The 19891-nt window shown below is 56.5% G+C and carries 19 protein-coding genes; 13 read left to right on the top strand and 6 right to left on the bottom strand.

Annotated elements, in window-relative coordinates; genetic code table 11:
• Window positions 1-25 precede the first annotated feature (25 nt).
• From G8770_RS13350 to parE, 6 genes are all read left to right on the top strand, one after another.
• The gene (locus G8770_RS13350) at window positions 26-2371 is read left to right on the top strand and encodes a multiheme c-type cytochrome (RefSeq protein ID WP_167187530.1); all 2346 of its coding nucleotides are present in this window, start codon (window positions 26-28) and stop codon (window positions 2369-2371) included.
• Between the two features lie 112 nt (window positions 2372-2483).
• Complete coding sequence (locus G8770_RS13345; protein WP_167187527.1) at window positions 2484-3107, top strand: NUDIX domain-containing protein; 624 nt, start codon at window positions 2484-2486, stop codon at window positions 3105-3107.
• 352 nt (window positions 3108-3459) lie between these two features.
• Entirely contained in the window at window positions 3460-3951 is a 492-nt protein-coding gene (locus tag G8770_RS13340) for a DUF1249 domain-containing protein (protein ID WP_167187524.1), read from the top strand.
• A gap of 251 nt (window positions 3952-4202) precedes the next feature.
• Window positions 4203-4979 carry a 3',5'-cyclic-AMP phosphodiesterase gene (gene cpdA, locus G8770_RS13335; protein WP_208022249.1) on the top strand — a complete coding sequence of 259 codons (777 nt, stop codon included), beginning with the start codon at window positions 4203-4205 and terminating at the stop codon, window positions 4977-4979.
• Window positions 4980-5129: 150 nt separating this feature from the next.
• Entirely contained in the window at window positions 5130-5723 is a 594-nt protein-coding gene (locus tag G8770_RS13330) for a YqiA/YcfP family alpha/beta fold hydrolase (protein ID WP_167187521.1), read from the top strand.
• 381 nt (window positions 5724-6104) lie between these two features.
• Window positions 6105-8024, top strand: coding sequence for a DNA topoisomerase IV subunit B (gene parE, locus G8770_RS13325; RefSeq protein WP_167187517.1), 1920 nt, complete (start codon window positions 6105-6107; stop codon window positions 8022-8024).
• A gap of 124 nt (window positions 8025-8148) precedes the next feature.
• Here the strand turns inward: parE and G8770_RS13320 are convergent, their stop codons facing one another.
• Window positions 8149-8808, bottom strand: coding sequence for a GGDEF domain-containing protein (locus G8770_RS13320; protein ID WP_167187514.1), 660 nt, complete (start codon window positions 8806-8808; stop codon window positions 8149-8151).
• Between the two features lie 156 nt (window positions 8809-8964).
• Here G8770_RS13320 and G8770_RS13315 point away from each other — a divergent pair, with 156 nt between their 5' ends.
• From G8770_RS13315 to G8770_RS13295, 5 genes are all read left to right on the top strand, one after another.
• The gene (locus tag G8770_RS13315) at window positions 8965-9390 is read left to right on the top strand and encodes a potassium channel family protein (protein WP_167187511.1); all 426 of its coding nucleotides are present in this window, start codon (window positions 8965-8967) and stop codon (window positions 9388-9390) included.
• A gap of 217 nt (window positions 9391-9607) precedes the next feature.
• On the top strand, window positions 9608-10351 hold the full coding sequence (locus G8770_RS13310) for a hypothetical protein (RefSeq protein ID WP_167187508.1): 744 nt from the start codon (window positions 9608-9610) through the stop codon (window positions 10349-10351).
• Between the two features lie 200 nt (window positions 10352-10551).
• The gene (locus G8770_RS13305; protein ID WP_243760490.1) at window positions 10552-11457 is read left to right on the top strand and encodes a DMT family transporter; all 906 of its coding nucleotides are present in this window, start codon (window positions 10552-10554) and stop codon (window positions 11455-11457) included.
• A gap of 81 nt (window positions 11458-11538) precedes the next feature.
• Window positions 11539-12504: a CE1 family esterase gene (locus G8770_RS13300; RefSeq protein WP_167187505.1), complete on the top strand. Its 966-nt coding sequence runs from the start codon at window positions 11539-11541 to the stop codon at window positions 12502-12504.
• A gap of 147 nt (window positions 12505-12651) precedes the next feature.
• Complete coding sequence (locus G8770_RS13295) at window positions 12652-13245, top strand: DJ-1/PfpI family protein (protein ID WP_167187502.1); 594 nt, start codon at window positions 12652-12654, stop codon at window positions 13243-13245.
• Window positions 13246-13257: 12 nt separating this feature from the next.
• On the opposite strand, the gene G8770_RS13290 is transcribed toward G8770_RS13295, so the two are convergent.
• Window positions 13258-13668, bottom strand: a complete 411-nt coding sequence (locus G8770_RS13290) for a DUF3597 domain-containing protein (RefSeq protein ID WP_167187500.1) — start codon at window positions 13666-13668, stop codon at window positions 13258-13260.
• 203 nt (window positions 13669-13871) lie between these two features.
• Between G8770_RS13290 and G8770_RS13285 the strand changes: the two genes are divergently transcribed.
• Window positions 13872-14027 (top strand): hypothetical protein, encoded by a 156-nt coding sequence (locus G8770_RS13285; protein WP_167187498.1) that lies wholly within the window; start codon window positions 13872-13874, stop codon window positions 14025-14027.
• A 263-nt stretch (window positions 14028-14290) separates the two neighbouring features.
• Window positions 14291-15109 (top strand): outer membrane protein, encoded by an 819-nt coding sequence (locus G8770_RS13280; protein WP_167187495.1) that lies wholly within the window; start codon window positions 14291-14293, stop codon window positions 15107-15109.
• 205 nt (window positions 15110-15314) lie between these two features.
• On the opposite strand, the gene panB is transcribed toward G8770_RS13280, so the two are convergent.
• The 4 genes from panB to pcnB form a co-directional block, all read right to left on the bottom strand.
• A complete protein-coding gene (gene panB, locus G8770_RS13275; protein WP_167187492.1) occupies window positions 15315-16142 on the bottom strand; it encodes a 3-methyl-2-oxobutanoate hydroxymethyltransferase in 828 nt (275 codons plus the stop codon).
• An 82-nt stretch (window positions 16143-16224) separates the two neighbouring features.
• Window positions 16225-16905 carry a deoxynucleoside kinase gene (locus G8770_RS13270; RefSeq protein ID WP_167187489.1) on the bottom strand — a complete coding sequence of 227 codons (681 nt, stop codon included), beginning with the start codon at window positions 16903-16905 and terminating at the stop codon, window positions 16225-16227.
• A gap of 13 nt (window positions 16906-16918) precedes the next feature.
• Window positions 16919-17440: a 2-amino-4-hydroxy-6-hydroxymethyldihydropteridine diphosphokinase gene (gene folK, locus G8770_RS13265; RefSeq protein ID WP_167187796.1), complete on the bottom strand. Its 522-nt coding sequence runs from the start codon at window positions 17438-17440 to the stop codon at window positions 16919-16921.
• 17 nt (window positions 17441-17457) lie between these two features.
• Window positions 17458-18834: a polynucleotide adenylyltransferase PcnB gene (gene pcnB, locus G8770_RS13260; protein WP_167187486.1), complete on the bottom strand. Its 1377-nt coding sequence runs from the start codon at window positions 18832-18834 to the stop codon at window positions 17458-17460.
• Window positions 18835-19891: the final 1057 nt, after the last annotated feature.

Below are 19891 nucleotides of genomic sequence, written 5' to 3'. Positions count from 1 at the left end.
GCAGGGGTCACGGTGGCTATGGGCGGTGTCGCTGCTGACCGTTTCGCTGATCTCTGCAGCCCAACCTGCCAGTGACCGCACCGCACCGCACCAGCAATCGTCCGAAGTGGTTGCGACGGCGGAGTTTGTGGGCCGCCAGGTCTGCAGCGGTTGCCATCAGCAGCAGGACCAGCTGTGGCAGGGTTCGCATCACGATTGGGCCATGAAACCCGCCGATGAGCAATCGGTTCTGGGAGACTTTAATGACGCAACGTTTGAGCACTTCGGTGAAAAAACGCGAATGTTCAAACAGGACGGCAAGTTTTGGGTGACCACCGATAATGCCCAGGGCGAGCAGCAAACCTTTCCCGTTCTGTATACTTTTGGTTTTTATCCGTTACAGCAGTATCTGTTACCCATGGGCGACGGTCGTATGCAGGCGTTGGGCGTGGCCTGGGACAGCCGTCCGGCGGCGGAAGGCGGCCAGCGCTGGTTTCATCTCTATCCCGATGAGGCCATTCCCCACAGCGACATATTGCACTGGACCGGCCCGTATCAAACCTGGAACAGTCGCTGTGCCGATTGCCACTCCACCAATCTGCAGCGCAATTTTCAAGCGCAAACCAACACTTACGCTACCAGCTGGTCCGAGATCAATGTCAGCTGTGAAGCTTGCCACGGGCCCGGCAGTCAGCACGTCAGTTTGATGCAATCGCCGGGAGCACCGCGCACCAGCGAGGGAGCGGCAGGGGCGGGCGGTCAGCATCAGGGTTTTGATCGCTCGCTCGATCCGGTAGGTCAATGGCTGCAGTCAGATCAGTCACCCACCGCCAAGAACCCGCAGGCCCAGCAACTGGTGGCCAAAACCGAGCACGACCAGATAAGTGTGTGCGGCAGTTGTCACGCCCGCCGCTCAACCATGGACAATCAAAACCTGCCTGGTGACTTTCACCAGAAGCATCGCTTGCAGCTGGTGCAGGAGCCGCTGTATTACGGCGATGGCCAAATACGGGATGAAGTGTATGTGCTGGGGTCGTTTATGCAGAGCAAAATGCACGAACAGGGGGTGGTGTGCAGCAACTGTCATGAGCCGCACAGTTTGAAATTGCGGGCGGAAGGCAACGGGGTGTGCGCCCAGTGTCACCGCCCGGATGTGTTTGACCGGCCCGAGCACCACCATCACCCGGTGGGGTCGTCCGGTGCTCAGTGCGCCAATTGCCATATGCCGGAAACCACCTACATGGTGGTGGACCCGCGTCGCGATCACAGTTTGCGCATACCGCGGCCGGATCTCAGTGTGGCCTACGGCACACCCAACGCCTGCAATCAATGTCATCAGGATCAAACGGCCAGTTGGGCCAGTAGCGCGGTGGATGAATGGCTCAAGGTGTCAGGCAAAACACGCAAGTGGCACTTCAGCGATGACTTGTTGCCGGCCCTCCGGGGCGCACCTGACGCCACCACGCGCCTGATGAAGCTGGCCATGGCGCGGCATATCCCGGCCCTGATTCAGGCTTCGGCGCTGGCTGGGCTGGAGACCAGGCTCACGCCCCAAACCATTCTGCTGGCGCAAACTCAGTTGAACCACCGCAATGCCATGGTGCGCGCGGCGGCGGTGAACCTGCTGTCCGGCCTGCCCGCCAGACAACGCTGGGAAGATTTTAGACCGCTGTTGCAAGACAGCAGTAAACAGGTGCGCATGGCAGTTGCCCGACACACGGTGGATGTCAGCGCCAATGAGATGACGGCGGCGGATAAGGCGCGCTGGGAAAATCTGCAACAAGAGTATCAGGCAGCGTTGTTGCTGGACCAGGACACCGCCGACGGGCAGATGGCCATCGGCATTTACCGTCTGCTGACCGGGGACCAGGCGGCTGCGCAAGCGGCTTACCGGAAAGCTCTGGCGTACAATCCGAGCCTGGTGGGAGCCTATTTGAACCTGGCCGATTTGTATCGGCAGCAGCAGGATGAGGATCGGGCTGATGCGGTGCTGCGAACCGGCCTGCAAAAGCAGCCTACGGCTGCTGCCCTGCATCACTCCCTGGGCTTGTCGTTGATTCGCCGACAGGACTATGCGGCGGCGCAACGGTCACTGGCGCAAGCGGCAAAGCTGGATCCCGGCAATGCCCGCTACGGTTATGTGAATGGCTTGATGTTACAGCGGGACCAGCAGCCTCGTGCTGCCGTGAAAGAGTGGCAGCGGGTGTTGCAGCAACACCCGCAGGATCGAGATGTCCTGACGGCCTTGCTGCAGCAGAGCCAGCAGGCGGGGGATGGCGCACAGATGCTGGAATACGCTGAACGTTTGCTGGCAGTGACCCCGGATAGTCGCCAATTGCAACAAATGGTTGATCAGTTGCGCCAGCATTTTGGCGGGGATCAAAGCCAATAGTGATACAGTAAACGCCGTGTCTGGATGACACCGCCTGAGCTAAAGTTGAACTGTGGGCTGCCGTGATGGATGACGTGAGTCAGGATGAGTATGTATTGGACATGAGGATGCAATGAACAAGGATTTTTTGAAGCCGCCATTTGGTCTGAAGGATGTGGAAATACTGGAGCGTGAATCCCTCTATAAGGGGTTCTTCCGTATGGAGCGACTGCATTACCGCCATAAGCGCTACCGTGGTGACTGGAGTTCTACGGTCAGTCGGGAGGTGCTGTTTCGGGGCGATGCGGTGGGGGCGGTGCTGTACGACCCCCAGCACGATTTGATCGGGCTGGTTGAGCAGATACGCCCAGGAGCCTTCGGCGACCCCAACGGCCCCTGGTGTCTGGAAGTGGTCGCCGGAATGGTGGAACCCGGTGAGACCAATGAGGCCGTGGTCTGGCGTGAAATGGAAGAAGAAGCCGGCTTGACACCGGATCGCGTCGAGTACATTTGCCAATACATGGCGTCTCCCGGCGGTTGTGACGAGAGGCTGCATGTCTTTTGTGCCACGGCGGACCTCGCCGGGCTGGACGGTAGTGTCAATGGACTGGAAAATGAAGGGGAGGATATTCGTTTGTTGATTATTCCGGCAGAGTCGGTGTTTGCCGAACTGTACAGCGGGCGATTTAATAATGCGGCCACTATGATCTCCCTGCAGTGGCTGCAAATGAATCGTTCGAGGCTCAGGGAGGGGTAGGCTGTCAGGAAGGGATGGCGGCAAGGAGCGCTTGTTTTACGGCGGCCTTGTGGTTTGGCGTCCGGCGGCACATGCCGAGCGGTTTCAGCACGGTCTGTGTGGTCTCAGTGTGAACGCAACGGACTGGAGTAGGAGCCAGCAGCGCGAAGATGGGGTAGACTGCCTGAAACGGGCCGCGAAGAGGGCGCGCTTGTATACTGGAGATTGCGATGGTGTTGGTTCGGCCCTTGAGGCTCGGACCGGCAACCGGTTTCACCGGGCTGGGGTCCCGGCCGTGAGCCGATCCCAGGTTCGGTTTTAACCCGAAAACCGTGCAGTAACGTTGAGTTAAATCCACAGCCAAGAGGTATTTATGGCCAAGAATGTAGCGACAAATTCGGCGCAATCCCAAAGCGGAGGTTTCCGAGCACCCCGTCGTTATATCGTGGACTTATCCGGCCAGCAGGCCTGCTGCGAAGCCAACTATGCCCGCTTGCTGAAGCTCATGCCCACCTTCGATCAACGCGATCAATGGCACTATGATGTGCAGGCGGGGGAGCAGTTCTGGAGCATTCGTTTGGCGGTGACCGAGCGTGCGCGCTACACCACCATGCTGGAAGTGACTCAGCAAAACGGTTTGCAGGAGTGGGGCAGTTCTCCGCGTTTACAGGTTCGTTTGTACCACGACGCACGCATGGCGGAAGTGGTGGCGTGGCAGGAACATCGTCGCGTTCGACCGCGCTACGAATACCCCAATCGCAACATGTACCAGCGCGATGAAAAAGCGCAATTCAATCGTTTTTTGGAGGATTGGCTCAGCCACAGTCTTGCCCATGGCCAAAGTTGCCAGACGGTTGACCTGTAAGGGCAGAGCGTACACCTTTAAGGCCTTCTGTTCGAAATTAAGGCTAAAGTGTGACCGAGTTCAGCCAATTCAGCGTTTGTCTGACCTTCAGTTTAGGATGAGGCTGTTATAATTTGACCTGATTGTTTAGCTGTCTGGCGCAAGGAGAGCCTTTTTGGCGTGTACTGGCACAGTTTAACCTTGTAATGTTATGGAAGATGGTCAAATAAACGGATTTTAGAATTGTGTATAGTGCAAAGATGTTGTCGCCCATGCGGTTAATTCAAATTACCGATTGTCACCTGGGGTCTCGCCCGGGAGACACGCTGCTAGGATTGAACACCGATGAAAGCCTGTCGGATGTCTTGCAGTGTCTGTCACAGCGTGAAGGCCGTGCAAACTTTGTTGTGGCCTCCGGTGATGTGGCGGCCGAGCCTACGGTAGAAGCCTACGAGCGCTTTCTGGAAACCTTGCGCGACCAGTTTGATCGCCCGGTCGCCTGGCTGTCCGGTAATCATGATCTCGATGCGATGATGCGGACGTTTCCGGTCGAGGCGGTACAGCGTGAATACCTTGAATTCGATCATTGGCAGGTGATACTGCTCGACTCCAGCGTGCCGGGTTTTGAGCATGGTGAAATAGCGCTCGAGGAGCTGGCGCGCTTGCGTCAGTGCCTCGAGGCTTCTAACAAGCATGCGCTGGTGTTTGTGCATCACCAGCCGGTGCCGGTCGGCTGCGACTGGATTGACCAGTATGTGATCAGGAATGCTCCGCAATTACTCGATCTTCTGAGTGAGTACACCCACGTCAAAGGTTTGGTCTGGGGGCATGTGCACCAGGAGTTCCAAAGTGCGCACAAACATTTTATGTTACGCTCCACCCCTTCAACGTGTATCCAGTTTAAACCCAACAGCACCGAGTTTGCCCTGGATACCACCATGCCAGGTTATCGCTGGTTTGAATTGTACGATGACGGTCGACTTGAAACCGGCGTAGACCGCATCGATGCGAAATCTTACGGTATCGATTTTGCCTCATCGGGGTATTGAGCCGTTCTCAGGCGCTTTGCATTCGCCTGTGTGACGTCGCGTTACCCGCTCACCTGAATGCCGGGGCCGTTGTTGGGGCCAGCGTGGTTCAGCGTGAATCGGGGGCATTGGGTCGAGCGGCCCGAATCAAAACCAAGAAGCGCATTTGTTATGGCTACACTGATCTACATTCACGGTTTTCTCAGCTCCCCGTTATCGGACAAGGCCCAGCGGACACAGCGCTGGCTGCAGCAACATTGCCCTCAGGTCCACTACGATTGCCCTTTTTTGAGCCCTTATCCCGAAGAGACCCAGCGGCAGCTCAGCGCTATGATGGCGCGTTTGGGTGACGAGCCGGTGGGCTTTGTCGGCAGTTCCCTGGGGGGCTTTTGGTCGACCTGGCTGGTTGAGCATTATGGCGCCAGAACGGTGTTGATCAACCCCTCAGTGCGACCGTTTGAGCTGGTGGATCGGGTGGAAGGTATTCCCCAGCATAATTTTCACACCAATGACTCTTATGTGATGACGGACCAGCACCGTCAGCAGTTTCGACAAGCCTACTGTGAAACCCTGACCGATTGCCGTCGCTACTACCTGCTGGCGCAAACCGGGGATGAAACGCTGGATTACCGTCAGGCGGTTGAGCGGTATCAGGGCTGTCGCCAGTTGATTGAAGAGGGTGGCGATCACGGTTTTCAGGGCTACGAGAACCATCTGCCCGAGATCGTCAGTCATCTGTTTCCCGACGCTTCGCTGTCGGCATAATCTGGTTGTCTGATCAAAAAGCGATCTTCTCTGGTGGTTCCCGCCTGACTTCTCCCGCTCCCCGCTGGATGACCCCGACAAATTGCCCTCTCATTGTGCCTCAGGGGAGGTCGATGGGTGTCAGGATCTGATTAATGTGATACAACAGTGCCGCAGCCGGGTATTTGAGGATGTGGTACGACACCGTCCTGAGCGCGCTGCGGGCTGAGTGGAATCTGGCCCGCCAACGCCCTGGCAACCGGATCAAACTATTAATAAGCTGATCGAACGACTAAGCTGGTCAATCTATTAACCTGATCAAACGACAGGCCGCCTGAGATAGACACAGGTGGCCCGAGTCCGTTACAAGAGAAAGTTAAAAAAGGTAATTAAAAAGGCAGTATGGCGAATTATTCCGCAGAAGATATTGAAGTCCTCACGGGGCTGGACCCGGTGCGCAAGCGCCCGGGCATGTACACTGAAACCACCCGGCCCAACCATCTGGCTCAGGAAGTTATCGATAACAGTGTCGATGAGGCGTTGGCCGGACACGCCAAACACATCGAAGTGATTCTGCACAAAGATCACTCCATCACCTGCTCGGACGATGGCCGTGGTATGCCTGTGGACATTCACCCGGAGCAAGGTAAGCCGGGCGTCGAAGTAATCCTCTCGACCCTGCACGCCGGCGGCAAGTTTTCCAACGACAACTACCAGTTCTCCGGCGGCTTGCACGGTGTCGGGGTGTCGGTGGTCAACGCCTTGTCGAAAGCGCTGGAAGTGACCATCAAGCGCGATGGCCAGGTGCACCGCATTGGCTTCAAAAATGGCGATAAGGCCAGCGATCTGGAAGTCATCGATACCTGCGGCAAGCGCAACACCGGTACCAGCGTTCGCTTCCTCCCCGACCCTAAATATTTCGATTCGCACAAATTTTCGGTGTCGCGTCTGCGTCATGTGCTGCGCGCCAAAGCGGTACTCTGCCCGGGTTTAACCGTCATCTTTAAAGATGAACAAAGCGGTGACGTGGATGAGTGGTTTTACGAAGACGGTTTAAAGGATTACTTGGTTGCGGCCACCAACGGTTGGGAAAATCTTCCGGCCGAGCCTTTCATTGGCAGTTTTACGGGGCAGACTGAGGCGGCCGACTGGGCGGTGCAGTGGTTACCCGAAGGTGGTGAACTGATTCAGGAAAGCTACGTTAACCTGATTCCAACGGCCCAGGGCGGCACCCATGTGAATGGCTTGCGTACTGGCCTGCTGGATGCCCTGCGGGAGTATTGTGAATACCGCAGTTTGTTGCCCAGGGGGGTTAAGCTGGCGCCGGATGATATTTGGGCGAACTGCTGTTACGTTTTATCCTCCAAGCTGGCCGATCCGCAATTTTCCGGCCAGACCAAAGAGCGTTTGTCGTCTCGCGAGGCGGCGGCGTTTGTGTCCGGAGTGGCGAAGGATTCCTTCAGCCTGTGGTTAAACCAGCACACTGAAGACGGTGACAAGCTGGCTGAATTTTGTATCAGCAACGCGCAAAAGCGTGTCCGCTCCAGCAAAAAGGTGGCCCGTAAAAAAGTGACCCAGGGGCCGGCATTGCCAGGCAAACTGGCGGACTGTTCCAGCGGTGAGCCTGAGCGTGGTGAGCTGTTTCTGGTGGAAGGGGACTCTGCGGGGGGCTCGGCGAAGCAGGCTCGTAACCGGGAGTTTCAAGCCATTCTGCCGCTGCGGGGAAAAATTCTGAACAGCTGGGAAGTGGACAGCCAGGAAGTGCTCGCTTCGCAGGAAATTCACGACATCTCTGTCGCGCTGGGCATTGATCCCGGCTCTGACGACCTGAGTAACCTGCGTTACCATAAAATCTGTATTCTCGCGGATGCGGACTCCGATGGCCTGCACATTGCGACCCTGATCTGTGCGCTGTTCGTGCGCCACTTTAAGGCCATGGTGGCCGCCGGCCATGTGTATGTCGCAATGCCGCCGCTGTACCGTATCGACATTGGCAAAGAAGTGTATTACGCCCTCGATGAAGCTGAGAAGAACGGGGTCATTGACCGCATCAAAGCGGAAAAGAAAAAGGGCACCATTGGCGTGCAGCGATTTAAAGGTCTGGGTGAGATGAACCCGCTGCAATTGCGCGAAACCACCATGGACCCGGACACGCGCCGCCTGGTGCAGCTCAACATTGAGGCGGGTGATGACACCAATCAAATGCTGGATATGCTGCTGGGTAAAAAGCGCGCCTCTGATCGCAAGAGCTGGTTGGAGCAAAAGGGCAATCTGGCGGAAACGGGCCTTGAAGCCGCTGTCGTGGATGAGCCTGTGGTTTAAGGGCCGCGCTGAGTCTTCTTGATCTTGTCGACGGGGGAGGGCAAGCCGCTCGCCCCTGCTGTTGCCACGTCCTGTTTGTTGAATCGCAAGGCTTTGAAAGCCACCCTCGCGGCATTGGTGTTTGTCAGGCGGGCAACGCTTCCGACTGCGCAATGAATTGATTGCGGCCAGCCGCTTTCGCCGCATAGAGGCATTGGTCAGCGGTATGAAGCAGTCGGGTCAGGGTGGTTTCAACCGGCCCTCGGGTATGACTCAGGCCGGCACTGAAGGTCATTGCCAGCCGTTGCTGATCCAGCTGCACGCCTTCACTTTCACATCGACTGCGCAGGCGCTCAATCACTCGCTGAGCGTCTTGCAGATTGCTGTTGTTCAACAAAAGTACAAACTCCTCACCACCGTAGCGGCCGAACAGGTCGTCACTGCGGATGACCGATTGCACCATGTTTGAAAACTGCTTCAGCACTTCATCCCCCAACCGTATGGCCGTATGGCCGTAGGTATCGTGGATTCGCGTAAAGTGATCGAGGTCAATCAGGCACACCGACACTTCGGCAACGTTCCTTTTCAGCTTGGCCAATAGGGCGTCACTCTTTTCATAAAAGGCCCGGCGGTTCAGCGCGCCGGTGAGTGAATCCCTGCTCGCCAGCAGCGCCAGCTGTTGATGGATGCGGGCATTGTTCAGCATGATCCTCGACAAGGTCAGGGAAAAGCTGGTGACAATGGCCGCATACAGAGACAGGGTATCCCAGCCATTGAGGCGCCGGGCATGTTTTGAAACGTTCATCGTGACCGGGGACGTGCGCTGCCACTCCCAATAACGACATGTGTGTGCGATGATCGTCTATCCTCTCTGCGAGCGCTGCACCTGATTTACCCCGTGCCGCTGAGCTGGAACGGGTTGAAGACTGCGCAAAATAACAAATTCTATCGGTGGGTCGAGATGCTTACAGACTTCTTAATCAACAGCCTGGTGGTTACTGTGGCGGTGCTAATCCATTACGAAGCGCTGTACCGCATCACGTTGTACATTCCTAAAATGAACATTAAGCACCGCTACCGAATAGTCGTTGGGGTGTTTGGGGCGCTGATTGCGCACGCCTGTGAAGTCTGGGTATTTGCGCTTGCCTATTATTGTATGCACCGGGCAGATGGGTGGGGAAAGCTGGTTGGCAACTTCAACGGCAGCTTTATGGATTGCGTCTACTTTTCATTTACCGTCTTCAGTACCGTGGGGTTTGGGGATATTGAACCCGAGGGCAGCTTGAGGTACCTGACGGGCATCGAGTCCTTAACGGGACTGGTTCTGATTACCTGGTCGGCCTCCTTTTTGTATTTTGAAATGCAGCGGCACTGGCGGACGTCTTAATCCCTGAACCCCAAATACCCGGCCTCTGCGGTGAAGCCAGTTGACCTTGCCGGCGCTTTGAGCTGGTGGCACCGCCACTTAACGCAGCCTGAAACCGGGGGTGTCGCTTGCCCTGGTGGGGGACCCGGACTGTCTAAATCCATCGGCTGCCCCGGTCTGTCATCGGCTAGACTTACATCACACCAGGTTAATTCTGGAGGCCGGTTCGGGAAGCAACATGAAATACCTCTATAACATTGTCAGCACACTGTCCTTAAGCATGCTCCTGACCTGTCCAGGGCTCGCGGATGAGAAGGAGGCTAAAGACTCGCTTTCGGTCATGGGGGTGACACTGGGTATGTCGCCTGAAGCCACGGAGTTGGCGTTTGCAGAGCTCAACCTCAACCTTAATTCACGCATTGATGCGCAGGAGGCGGGGATCCCAGGGCGTGTGATCAGCCAGGATGAATACTTTCGACCGGCGATTTCTGGGGATCAAAGCAGCGATAAAGTCACCGTAATCTATTCCAGACCGCCAGTGGCGCCGGCGTCCTACCGCTTGCAGCGGGTATTTATCAGCGACCCGAGAAAGCAATTGCTGCTACAAGATGTGATGGCCAGTGTCGAGGCACAACTTGGCAAGCCGGATGTGAAAATGTCCAATGCCCGAGCAGAGACAGTGTATTGGTACCAAGGCCCCAACAAGACCGATTGTTTGGGCCCGGTGCTGACGTCGATCATCAACAGTGCTCGGCAAGAAGTGAAATCCGGTAAAGAGATCACCTGTGCCGGTCAGATCATGACGATGAATCTGTTAAAGACAACCTCGGGAGGACAGGTGATTGTTCCCCGGCTGGCAACCGAGCTTGTCGATATCCGTGAATACGCTCTGGACCCATCGAGGCACAAGCAATTTGTGTCACAAATGATTGAGGACGAGACGCAGAGCCACCCCGATAAATCCAGCGTTCCCCATTTCTAGTCAGCTCGATTGGTTGTGGTGTGTCGGGTGATGGTTCGCCGTCACCTTCACGGTCGATGTTTGGCCGCTGTTTATGTTTGCGAAGGCTCTTGTTATGTTTGCGAAGGCTCTTGGTGCAACTCAGGCTCCCGGTCGTTCGCGATGCGGGGGCGCATGAGGGCGAGAGATTGTGCATGGGCTAAGTCGAGGCGCCAGAAGGAATGACTCAACCAGCACTGAACGATGGTAAGCCGGCTCTGCACGCGGTAAAGATAATGGCGATAACCGGCCTGGCCCTGATCGCCTTTGCGGCCAATTCTGTGCTGTGTCGCTTGGCTCTGGGGGAGGGCACCATTGATGCTGCGGGTTTTACCGTGGTGCGTTTGGTGTCCGGCATGTTGACGCTGGGGTTGATCCTGCAGTGCCAGCGGAAGTCACCGCGGTCCGTGTCGCGAGGCAGCTGGGGGTCGGGGGCGATGTTATTCCTGTATGCCATTGCGTTTTCATTTGCCTACTTGAGTCTGGACACGGGAACCGGGGCGCTGATTTTATTCGGCTCGGTACAGGTAACCATGGTCTTGCTGACGGTGCTGTCCGGGCATCGACTGATCTGGTCCGAGTGGCTGGGGCTGATTATGGCGTTTACCGGCTTTGTCTATCTGATCCTGCCGGGCGTGACGACGCCATCGCTGTTGGGGTTTTGCCTGATGGCCATCGCCGGTATTGGCTGGGGTGTCTATACCTTAAGGGGGCGTGGCTCGGCCAACCCACTGATGGATACCACGTACAATTTTTTACGCGCACTGCCCTGGGTGCTGGTAACCCTGTTGCTGGCTCACGATCGATTTTCTTTTTCCTCGCAAGGTCTGCTGCTGGCGCTAATGTCGGGCGGGCTGGCTTCCGGGGTCGGCTATGCCATCTGGTACACGGCCTTACGTGAGCTCTCTGCCACTCAGGCCGCGGTGGTGCAGTTGTTGGTGCCGGTGATTGCCGCGCTCGGCGGTGTGATGTTTGTGTCTGAGCCGATTACCCTGAGGCTGACCATCGCTGGCGGGGTCATTTTGGGGGGAATCCTGATGGTGGTGCTGGGGCGTTATTACACGGCAAGAGGCCGGGGAGCGGTGTAGGGGGTGCCCTGCAAGGGATGCCTCGCAGGCAGATGACCGGTATGATGCTGGCTGGATAATAATAACGGACTGGGGGGCTTTATGGTTAAGTGGGTGGCGGTTGTGTTGGTCAGTTTGGTGCTGGTTGGTGCGGGGTTGTATGGCTATTACATTCACTCCTACTCCAGGGTTGAGCCGCCCTCGGCCGGCGTGTTGAAGCGCGACAGTTTGACGGTTGATGGGCTTGAGAGAACGTTTTCCTATTACCTGCCGAATCATCTGGGGGCCCGGCCCGCGTTGGTGTTTGTGCTGCATGGCTCACAAGGCCGGGGTGAGGACATTCGCTGGCAAACGGCTTTTGGCTTTGAGCGTTTGGCGGAGACGGAGAATTTCATTGCCGTTTACCCGAACGGCTTCGAACATCACTGGAATGATTGTCGAGCCAGTGCCAGTTACAGCGCCAATACCCAAAACATTAATGACCCGGCTTTTTTTACCGCGATGGTGAGCTACTTTAGTGAGCTCTATGACATCGACGAACAGCGGGTCTTCGCCACGGGGCTGTCGAATGGGGGGCATATGGCCTATCGCCTGGCCATGGAGATTCCGGACCGGATCCGGGCGGTGGCGCCCATCGCGGCGAATCTGCCCGTTCCGGAAAACAACGACTGCAGAGCCAGTGGTCAGCCGGTGTCGGTGGCGGTGTTCAATGGCACCAACGATCCCATCAACCCATACGATGGGGGTCTGGTCGAGATCATGGGGGATAGCTCCCGGGGCGAGGTGTTGTCGTCGGATGACACGGTGGCGTATTGGCGACATTTGGCCGAGGCACCGGCTCACCCCACAAAACGCTGGCAGGTCATGCGTGGCAACACCAATGAGGTCGCGGCTGACGTCCGTGAATGGTCGTCGGGCGACACCTCACTGAGACTCTACCAGCTCTTCAATTCGGGCCATGTGGTGCCGTCAGCGCAGGTCCATTACGGCCGTCTGTTCGGTGGTAATATGCCGGACATAGAAGCGGCGGATGAAATTTGGGGATTTTTTCGCCAGGCCAGCGAGTGAGGTTGGGGGCCGTGAATGAGATCGAGACGCAGGGACGGCGCCCCGGTTGATCGGGACGCACCCGGTTTCAGCTGAGGTTATCGCTGGACTGTCAGTGCGAACGGCGTTGTCCGTGTTTTTAAGTAACCGAACTTGCCGGGAGGTGACATGCGGGTAGGTATCTACATCTACGATGGTGCTGAAGTGCTGGATTTTTCCGGGCCGTTTGAAGTATTTTCCACGGCTTCCAGAGTGTGCTCGTCGGCGCACCCATTCGAAGTGTTCCTGGTGGGGGAGAGCGGTAATGTCGTTACCGCCCGAGCGGGTTATCGGGTGATTCCCGATTATGGGTTCCATAACCACCCCGGTATCGATGTGCTGCTGGTAGCGGGTGGTGTGCATGCGGTGGAGATGACCAAGCCGACGGTGCTGCAATGGGTAGCCACACAGGCACAGCAGGTTCAGGTAATGGCATCGGTGTGTACGGGAGCTTTTTTGTTGGCGGCCGCCGAGGTGCTGCCATTGGCGGCCACCGGGCAGCAGGTCACCACGCACTGGGAGGACATTGAGGATCTGCGCAAGCAGTTCCCGGAGCTGGAGGTGATGGCGGGGGTGCGCTGGGTGGATGAGGGCAAGGTGCTGACCTCCGGCGGGATTTCGGCGGGCATCGACATGAGTCTCCATCTGGTGAACCGTTTGCATAGCCGCGAACTGGCTGAGCAAACTGCCCGGCAGATGGAGTTTGTCTGGACCGGGGCTTAACCCAACGATTCTTTAATTCAACAGTTCTGCGGGAATGTTACCTCCGTTGTCGGCCAGTTTTTGCAGCACGGTTTTGTGCAGCCAAAGGTTCATTTGCGCCGACTCTTGCATTTTTTCCGCCGGGCAGTTCAGTTCTGCGGCCAGCTCTTTGCGTGCGCCGTAACTGCTGTCGAGCTCCAGCAGCTTGAGCAAATCCACAATGGAGACTTGCCAGTCAAGCTTTTGCGAGCTGGCGCGGGCCAGGGCTTCCAGTTTGGCCACCACATCCACCGTTTCCATGGGGGCCGCGGGGGGCGGAGCATCCGCCGGTGGCGGGCTGTCCATCGCACCCCCGGCGGTGGGTTGTGCGGGCTCGGTTGCGCTGGTGTTGTCCTGGTCTTTACCGAAGCCCAGTTTTGACATGATATTTCCAAACATTCCCATTGGTTTCTCCCTCTGGATGGTGGTGGTAACACACTGCAGGATTGCACTGGTCCCCGTGATTGATGCCGCTGTCGTTCTTTTTGTCAGTGCCTGATGATAGGCAGGGGAATGACTGGCCGCCCAACGCTTGATGGGGTTGATGGCGTTGCCGCTCTCCCTCCCCGGCTTGACGCCTCCTGAACCTTCCCTGAGCGCTAAATGTTGTGCGCAGTAAAAAGGTAGCACAGCGTTTTGATGCGAAAACGGGTAATTTGCCTCTGGAAAGAACGGTGCGACAGGATTTTCCAAAAGTGGTTTTACGGGAGGAGCCGGGCGTCAATGTTGGACTACTGGGAGAGGTGTTTGTGGTTGAAGCCTGATGTCTTTGTCACGGGTTATGTTATGGGCCTTGGCGCGGGACAAAAGCGTGTGGTGCACGGTGTGTCGCTAAAGCAGTGCAGTGAAAAAGCCTGCAGCAAAATGTACAGGCAAAGGTATACACGAAAAAGCATACGCCGGTGCGAGCAACTTGTTTTGAAGTGTTTGATGCCAATATTGAACCGGTGGCCAGGGAGCGCCGTAAAAAAGAGGGAATGGGTCAGTTGGCTATGGCCATCACTTGATGCTCTCGGAGGAACGCGCAATGACCACACATAAGTTTAATAATAGACAGTCCCTCATTAACGCGAACATGTTGAATAAAACGACGTTGGCAGCCTGTTGCCTGGGGTTAGCGGCGGGCGCCAGCGCCGGCGGTTTTTACATCAGCGGCAGCTACGGGGTCAGCGAACTGGATGATGTTGACAACATGGGCACCTTCACCTCGGCGTTCACCACCGGTGAGGTCACCGGCGTTAGCCCACCGCTGACCGTGCCTGCCGGCAGCCCGGTGGGGTGGGATACCGAGCTGGACTCGGGTGAGGCTTACTCATTTGCCCTGGGTATGGGCTTTAACGAATTCCGTCTGGAGCTTGAGTACGCAGTGAGCGACACCGACATCGACACCCATCAGGGGGTCAGCGCCGCCGGTATTCCTTTGGGGACAATCGATGCCGGGGTGTTACTGAGTGGCAATGTGGGGGACCTCGGCATCAGTGTGGCCGATCTGGTGGCTGACGGCCGCGGCGAGGTGGACAGCGAAACCTATTTTCTCAACCTCTATTACGACATTGACACCGGCACCGGGTTTACGCCGTTTTTGGGTATGGGGGTGGGAATGACCAACGTTGAGGTCAGCTATCAGCCTTCCGGCGTCATGGTCATCGACGACGATGACGACGTATTGAGCTATCAGTTTCTGGCGGGGGTGGGCTACGATTTCAATGAGCACGTCACCCTGTCTCTGGCGTTCAAGTACCGGGATTCGCAGGAGGCTACAGTGGAGTCGTCCCTGTTACCCGCGCGTTTCGATCTTGATATGGAGGGATATGTGTATGACCTGGGCTTGCGCTACACCTTTTAGACTCTAAGGGTACGATTAGACTCTAAGGGTACGATGGCCAAGACCAGATGGCGATGGCCCCAACGCTTGGGCGAGAACGCAAAACCTGCCGTTTATAGCGCCGGTCTGGTTTTAAAGGGGGGCGGCGCCAGTGCCTGCAGGGAACAGGATCTGGCGCGCAAGTTATTGATTAAGCGTTAGCGGTCCAAAGCGGCAATCCCGAAACCTAGCCAAAGGTGTGCTCTTGGTCGGGAAAAACCCCATTTTTGACGTCGCTGACGTATTTGCGCATGGCGCCTGGGATATCTTCTGCTTCCACCAAAAAGTTTTTGGAAAATTTGGGCGGCTGTTCGGTCAGTCCGAGGATGTCGTTAATGACCAGCACCTGGGCATCGGTGTGTTGACCCGCGCCAATGCCAATGGTGGGCATGGAGACCGATTCCGTGATGCGTCTGGCCAGTTCGGAGGGGACGCACTCCAGCACCAGCAGGTCGGCGCCAGCCTCGTCCAGTGCCTGGGCATCGGCCAAAATCTGGTTGGCCTGTTCTTCGCTGCGACCCTGTACCCGGAAACCGCCCAGCTTGTTTACCGACTGCGGGGTTAGCCCCAGATGGGCGCACACCGGGATACCGCGTTCACTGAGCATTTGCACGGTGGGTGCCAGCCAGGCACCGCCTTCGATCTTCACCATTTGGGCGCCGGCCTGCATGATGCGGGTGGCGTTCTCCATGGCCTGCTCCGGGGTGGCGTAGGTCATGAAGGGCAGGTCGCCCATGATCAACGATTTGTTGTTACCGCGTTTTACCGCTTCAACGTGATAGATCATTTGTTCCATGGTCACGGGAATGGTGCTGTCATAGCCCAAAACGGTCATGCCCAGACTGTCGCCAATCAGTACGACTTCGACGCCGCATTTACGGGCCATGGCGGCCATCGGCGCATCGTAGAGTGCCACGGTAACAAATTTGATTCCTTCAGCCTTCATCTTGCGCAGGCTCAGGGTGGTGATGGGGTTGGTGAGGCCGGTGTCGGCCTGAACGGTTCCGTAAGGCATAAGCAATTACACTTCAGTAGAATAAGACGCGCTCGGCGTGTTCACCGCTGTCGCTGCAGTTTCGTTGACGATCGGTGTGCAGCTACAGCGTGGGTGTCGGGTTGTAGTAATGGCGACCGCTTTTGACCGTCAGCATGTACTCGACCAGTTGTTGGTAGTGATTGGGGTTGTTGGCCAAATCCAGCTCGGCGGCGTTCACAATCAACAATGGCGCACGGTCATAATAGTGGAAAAAGTGCATGTAGGCATCGTTGAGTGTTTGCAGATAGCCGCTTTCAATGTTCCGTTCGGCGTCATTGCCACGGCTGCGGATGCGCTCTTCCAGCACGTGGTTGGGCGCTTGCAGGTAGATGACCAAATCGGGTTCCGGCGCGTTGATGGCGAGCTGGTCATAGACCTGTTGATAGATATTGAGCTCGTCATCGTCGAGCGTGACCTGGGCAAACAGCTGATCCTTGTCCATCAGGAAGTCGGCCACGAAGGCCCCCTGGAACATGTCCTGCTGACGCAGGTCCTGGATTTGCTGTGAGCGTTGAAACAGGAAAAAGAGCTGGGTGGGCAGGGCCGCAGCCTTGGGGTTGTCGTAAAACCGCTCCAAAAATGGGTTGGCATCGGCCTGCTCTTCCAGCAGGTCGTACCCCAGTGTTTTGGCCAGATGCCTTGCCAGGGTTGTTTTGCCTACACCAATGGGGCCTTCTATCGCCACGAACCGTGGCAGTTCAATCCCCTTTGTGTCTATGGTGATGTTAAAGCCTTCACTCACAGTCTGCTCCTGATCAATCCTGAATCTTACGTAGCCCTTCCGCAGAGCAATGGGCTAATAATGACTCAAGAGTTACATGGGATGGAAGTACTAATTGCGGTGCAATGTCGGCCAGCGGGTAAAGCACAAAGTTGCGTTGGCTCAAATGGGGGTGGGGCACCTGCAAGCGTTCGCTGTCGATGACCTGGTTGCCGTACAGCAGCAGATCCAGATCCAGCGTCCGCGGCCCCCAGCGCACGACCCTGACGCGTTCATGGGCTTCTTCAATGGCCTGCAGCTGATCGAGCAGGTCGTGCGCGGCCAGAGTGGTCTCCAGCAGGGCGACCCCGTTGATGTAGTCGGGCTGTTCCCCGGGGCCGACCGGCAGGCTCTGGTACCAGGGCGAGGCAGTGATGACCCGGCTGTTGGGGATGGCGCCCAGTTCCCGAACTGCGCGCTGCACTTGCTGGCGCGGGTTTTCCAGGTTGCTGCCCAACCCGATGAAGGCGGCAACCGCGCTGTTAGAGGCTGTCCCCTCGGGGCTGGCTGTTGGCACCGACACGGTCAGGTCGCTCAATGGTTGCTTTCTGATTGTCCGGACGAGGCCGGGCGGGGCCCTTGGCGAGGGCGGCGTTTGCGCGGCTGTTTCTTGCCGGACTGCAGTTTCGCCACCATTATTTCGCGTTCGTTTTCATCGGCGTCCTGGTAGCGGGTCCACCATGTACCGAGTCCCTGCAGGTCTTCGCCGGCCTCTTCTCGCATCAGCACAAAATCGTACGCCGCCCGAAAGCGCGGGTGCTCATAAAGACGCGCTGCGCGGCTGCCCTGGCGGCGAGGCAGGCGGTGCTGCAGATCCCAGATTTCCCGCATTCCCAGAGTAAAGCGTTTCGGGATGGAGGTGGTTTGCAGTTGCCGGCTGATGACGTTTTGAGCGGCCTGCTGATGCGCTTGCACCGGCTTCATGCCCTCGGCTTCCAGCGCTTTCTGCTCTTCACACACCGATGGCCAGAGCATGGCGGCGTAGATGTAGGCCGGTGTGACCCGCTGGTTGTTCTTGATGCGCTTGTCGGTATTGCACAGCGCCTGTTCGATCAGGTTCTGTGCGTGGGGCACCGCGTCTTTCAGAACCTCATCGGTGAGCGGCAAGATGTATTGCAGCAGATCGTATTCCTGCAGGTGGGGTAGAACGGCACGACCGTAGCCGCCCATGAACAGCTTCAGGACTTCTTCGAACAGTCGCGCTTCAGGAATGTTACGCAGTAACGCACCGAGTTTGCGGATCGGAGCGGCAGAGGCTTTATCGATGTCGAAGTCCAGCTTGCCGGCGAACCGGACGGCGCGCAACATGCGTACCGGATCTTCCTGGTAGCGGGTTGCGGGGTTGCCGATCACCCGGATCTTGCGCCGTGCGATGTCCTGCATGCCGCCGGTAAAGTCGTGAATGCTGAAGTGATCCAGAGTGTAATAGAGGGCGTTGACGGTGAAATCACGACGAATTGCGTCAGAACGGATGTCACCGTAAACATTATCCCGCAGGAGCATGCCGTCTTCCGATTTGGCGGAGTGCTGGGCGCTGGCGTTGTCGTTGTGGTTGTCGCGAAAGGTCGTGACCTCAATGATCTCGCGACCGAACCGCACGTGGACAATCTTGAACCGCCGGCCAATGATGCGGGAATTGCGGAACAGGTGTTTGACCTGCTCCGGCGTGGCGTTAGTGGCCACGTCAAAATCTTTGGGGTGATCCCCCAGCAGCAGGTCGCGCACGCCGCCGCCGACCAGATAGGCCTCGTACCCGCCTTCTCCCAGACGCTGCATCACTTTCAGCGCGGAGCGGCTGATGTTGCGCCGTGAAATGCTGTGCTTCTCACGGGGCGTGATGTGGTGGCTAATGGACGGTGAGGCTTTTGCCAGTGAACTGATAATCGGTAAGCTAAATAGCCGCTTCAACATGATCGGGACTACTGATTTGGCCGCCTTGGATCATTCCCAGGCAAGGCGATGGATCGTTAGGCGCTCGCTTTAAGGGTGGTCTAACCCTATGTCGAGCCTAAAATAGGGTCGAAATTGCGACGCGCAGCTTGGTATTGCGGTGCGCAGTGTAACACGGAGGGTACAGAAAGCCAGCGGAGGGGACCAGAAGGGGGCGTTCAAACTGAGGCGCGAGGCCGGGGGGGAAGCACAGTGTCATGTAGCGAGACCGCCAGGGGCTACCGGCGAGGGCCGAAAATCATCGGGCCAGAAATGAAAACGGGAAAGCCTTAGCTTTCCCGTAGAATTTTTTATTTTTCCAGTTTTTATTGTCCCGCAAAATATTGGCTTCCTTGCGTTGCGGTGATTTGCTTCTGAGGCAAACACTCTCCCATTTATCAGTCAGTTGTAACAGTCAGTTTTTTTATAGCTTTTTCTTGTTATTATTTTTTGTTGTTATTCTTCTTTATATTATTATTTCTTGTTTTTATTCTTTTTTTTATTATTATTTCTTGTTGTTATTATAATTTCTTCGTTTCTTATTATTTGTTGTTATTATTTTGTTTCAGTTTTTATTATTGTTTTTTGTTGTTATTAGTCTTTTTTATTATTCGTTATTGTTTTTATTATACTGACCTACAAAGCATTCGCCGTGCCAACTTTGAAAAATCATTATTTATCAATAGGTTATGGATATTTGAGGGCGCGGTGATGGCAGTTGAATTTGCCTTCTCGTTACCGATGCTCTCGAATTCTGTTACTCAATAGAGGCGCTGGTAACACTTTGGGGTGGTTTATTTCTCGGGTTACCGGAACCAAGTGCACATGACGATGTCGGCCTCGGCCTTATTAGGAGATATGGCCGCTGCCTGGTGCGCTCCAGCTGACAGATCGCGCCTGCCTGGGCGCTGGTGGCGGTAGGGTGAATAGATCCGCGGCGGCGATTGCGGGCTGTTGAGGGCGACAGGCGGGGAATAGGCCCGGCCAGACGCTAAGGCGGGCTGGGTCTTTAAGGCGGCCCTGACGTTTGGCGTTGAGC

The sequence above is a fragment of the Pseudomaricurvus hydrocarbonicus genome, assembly GCF_011602365.1.
In the GTDB taxonomy this organism is placed as follows: domain Bacteria; phylum Pseudomonadota; class Gammaproteobacteria; order Pseudomonadales; family Cellvibrionaceae; genus Pseudomaricurvus; species Pseudomaricurvus hydrocarbonicus.
The sequence above is the reverse complement of the archived record's forward strand: the minus strand, read 5'-3'. Positions and strand labels throughout refer to the sequence as shown.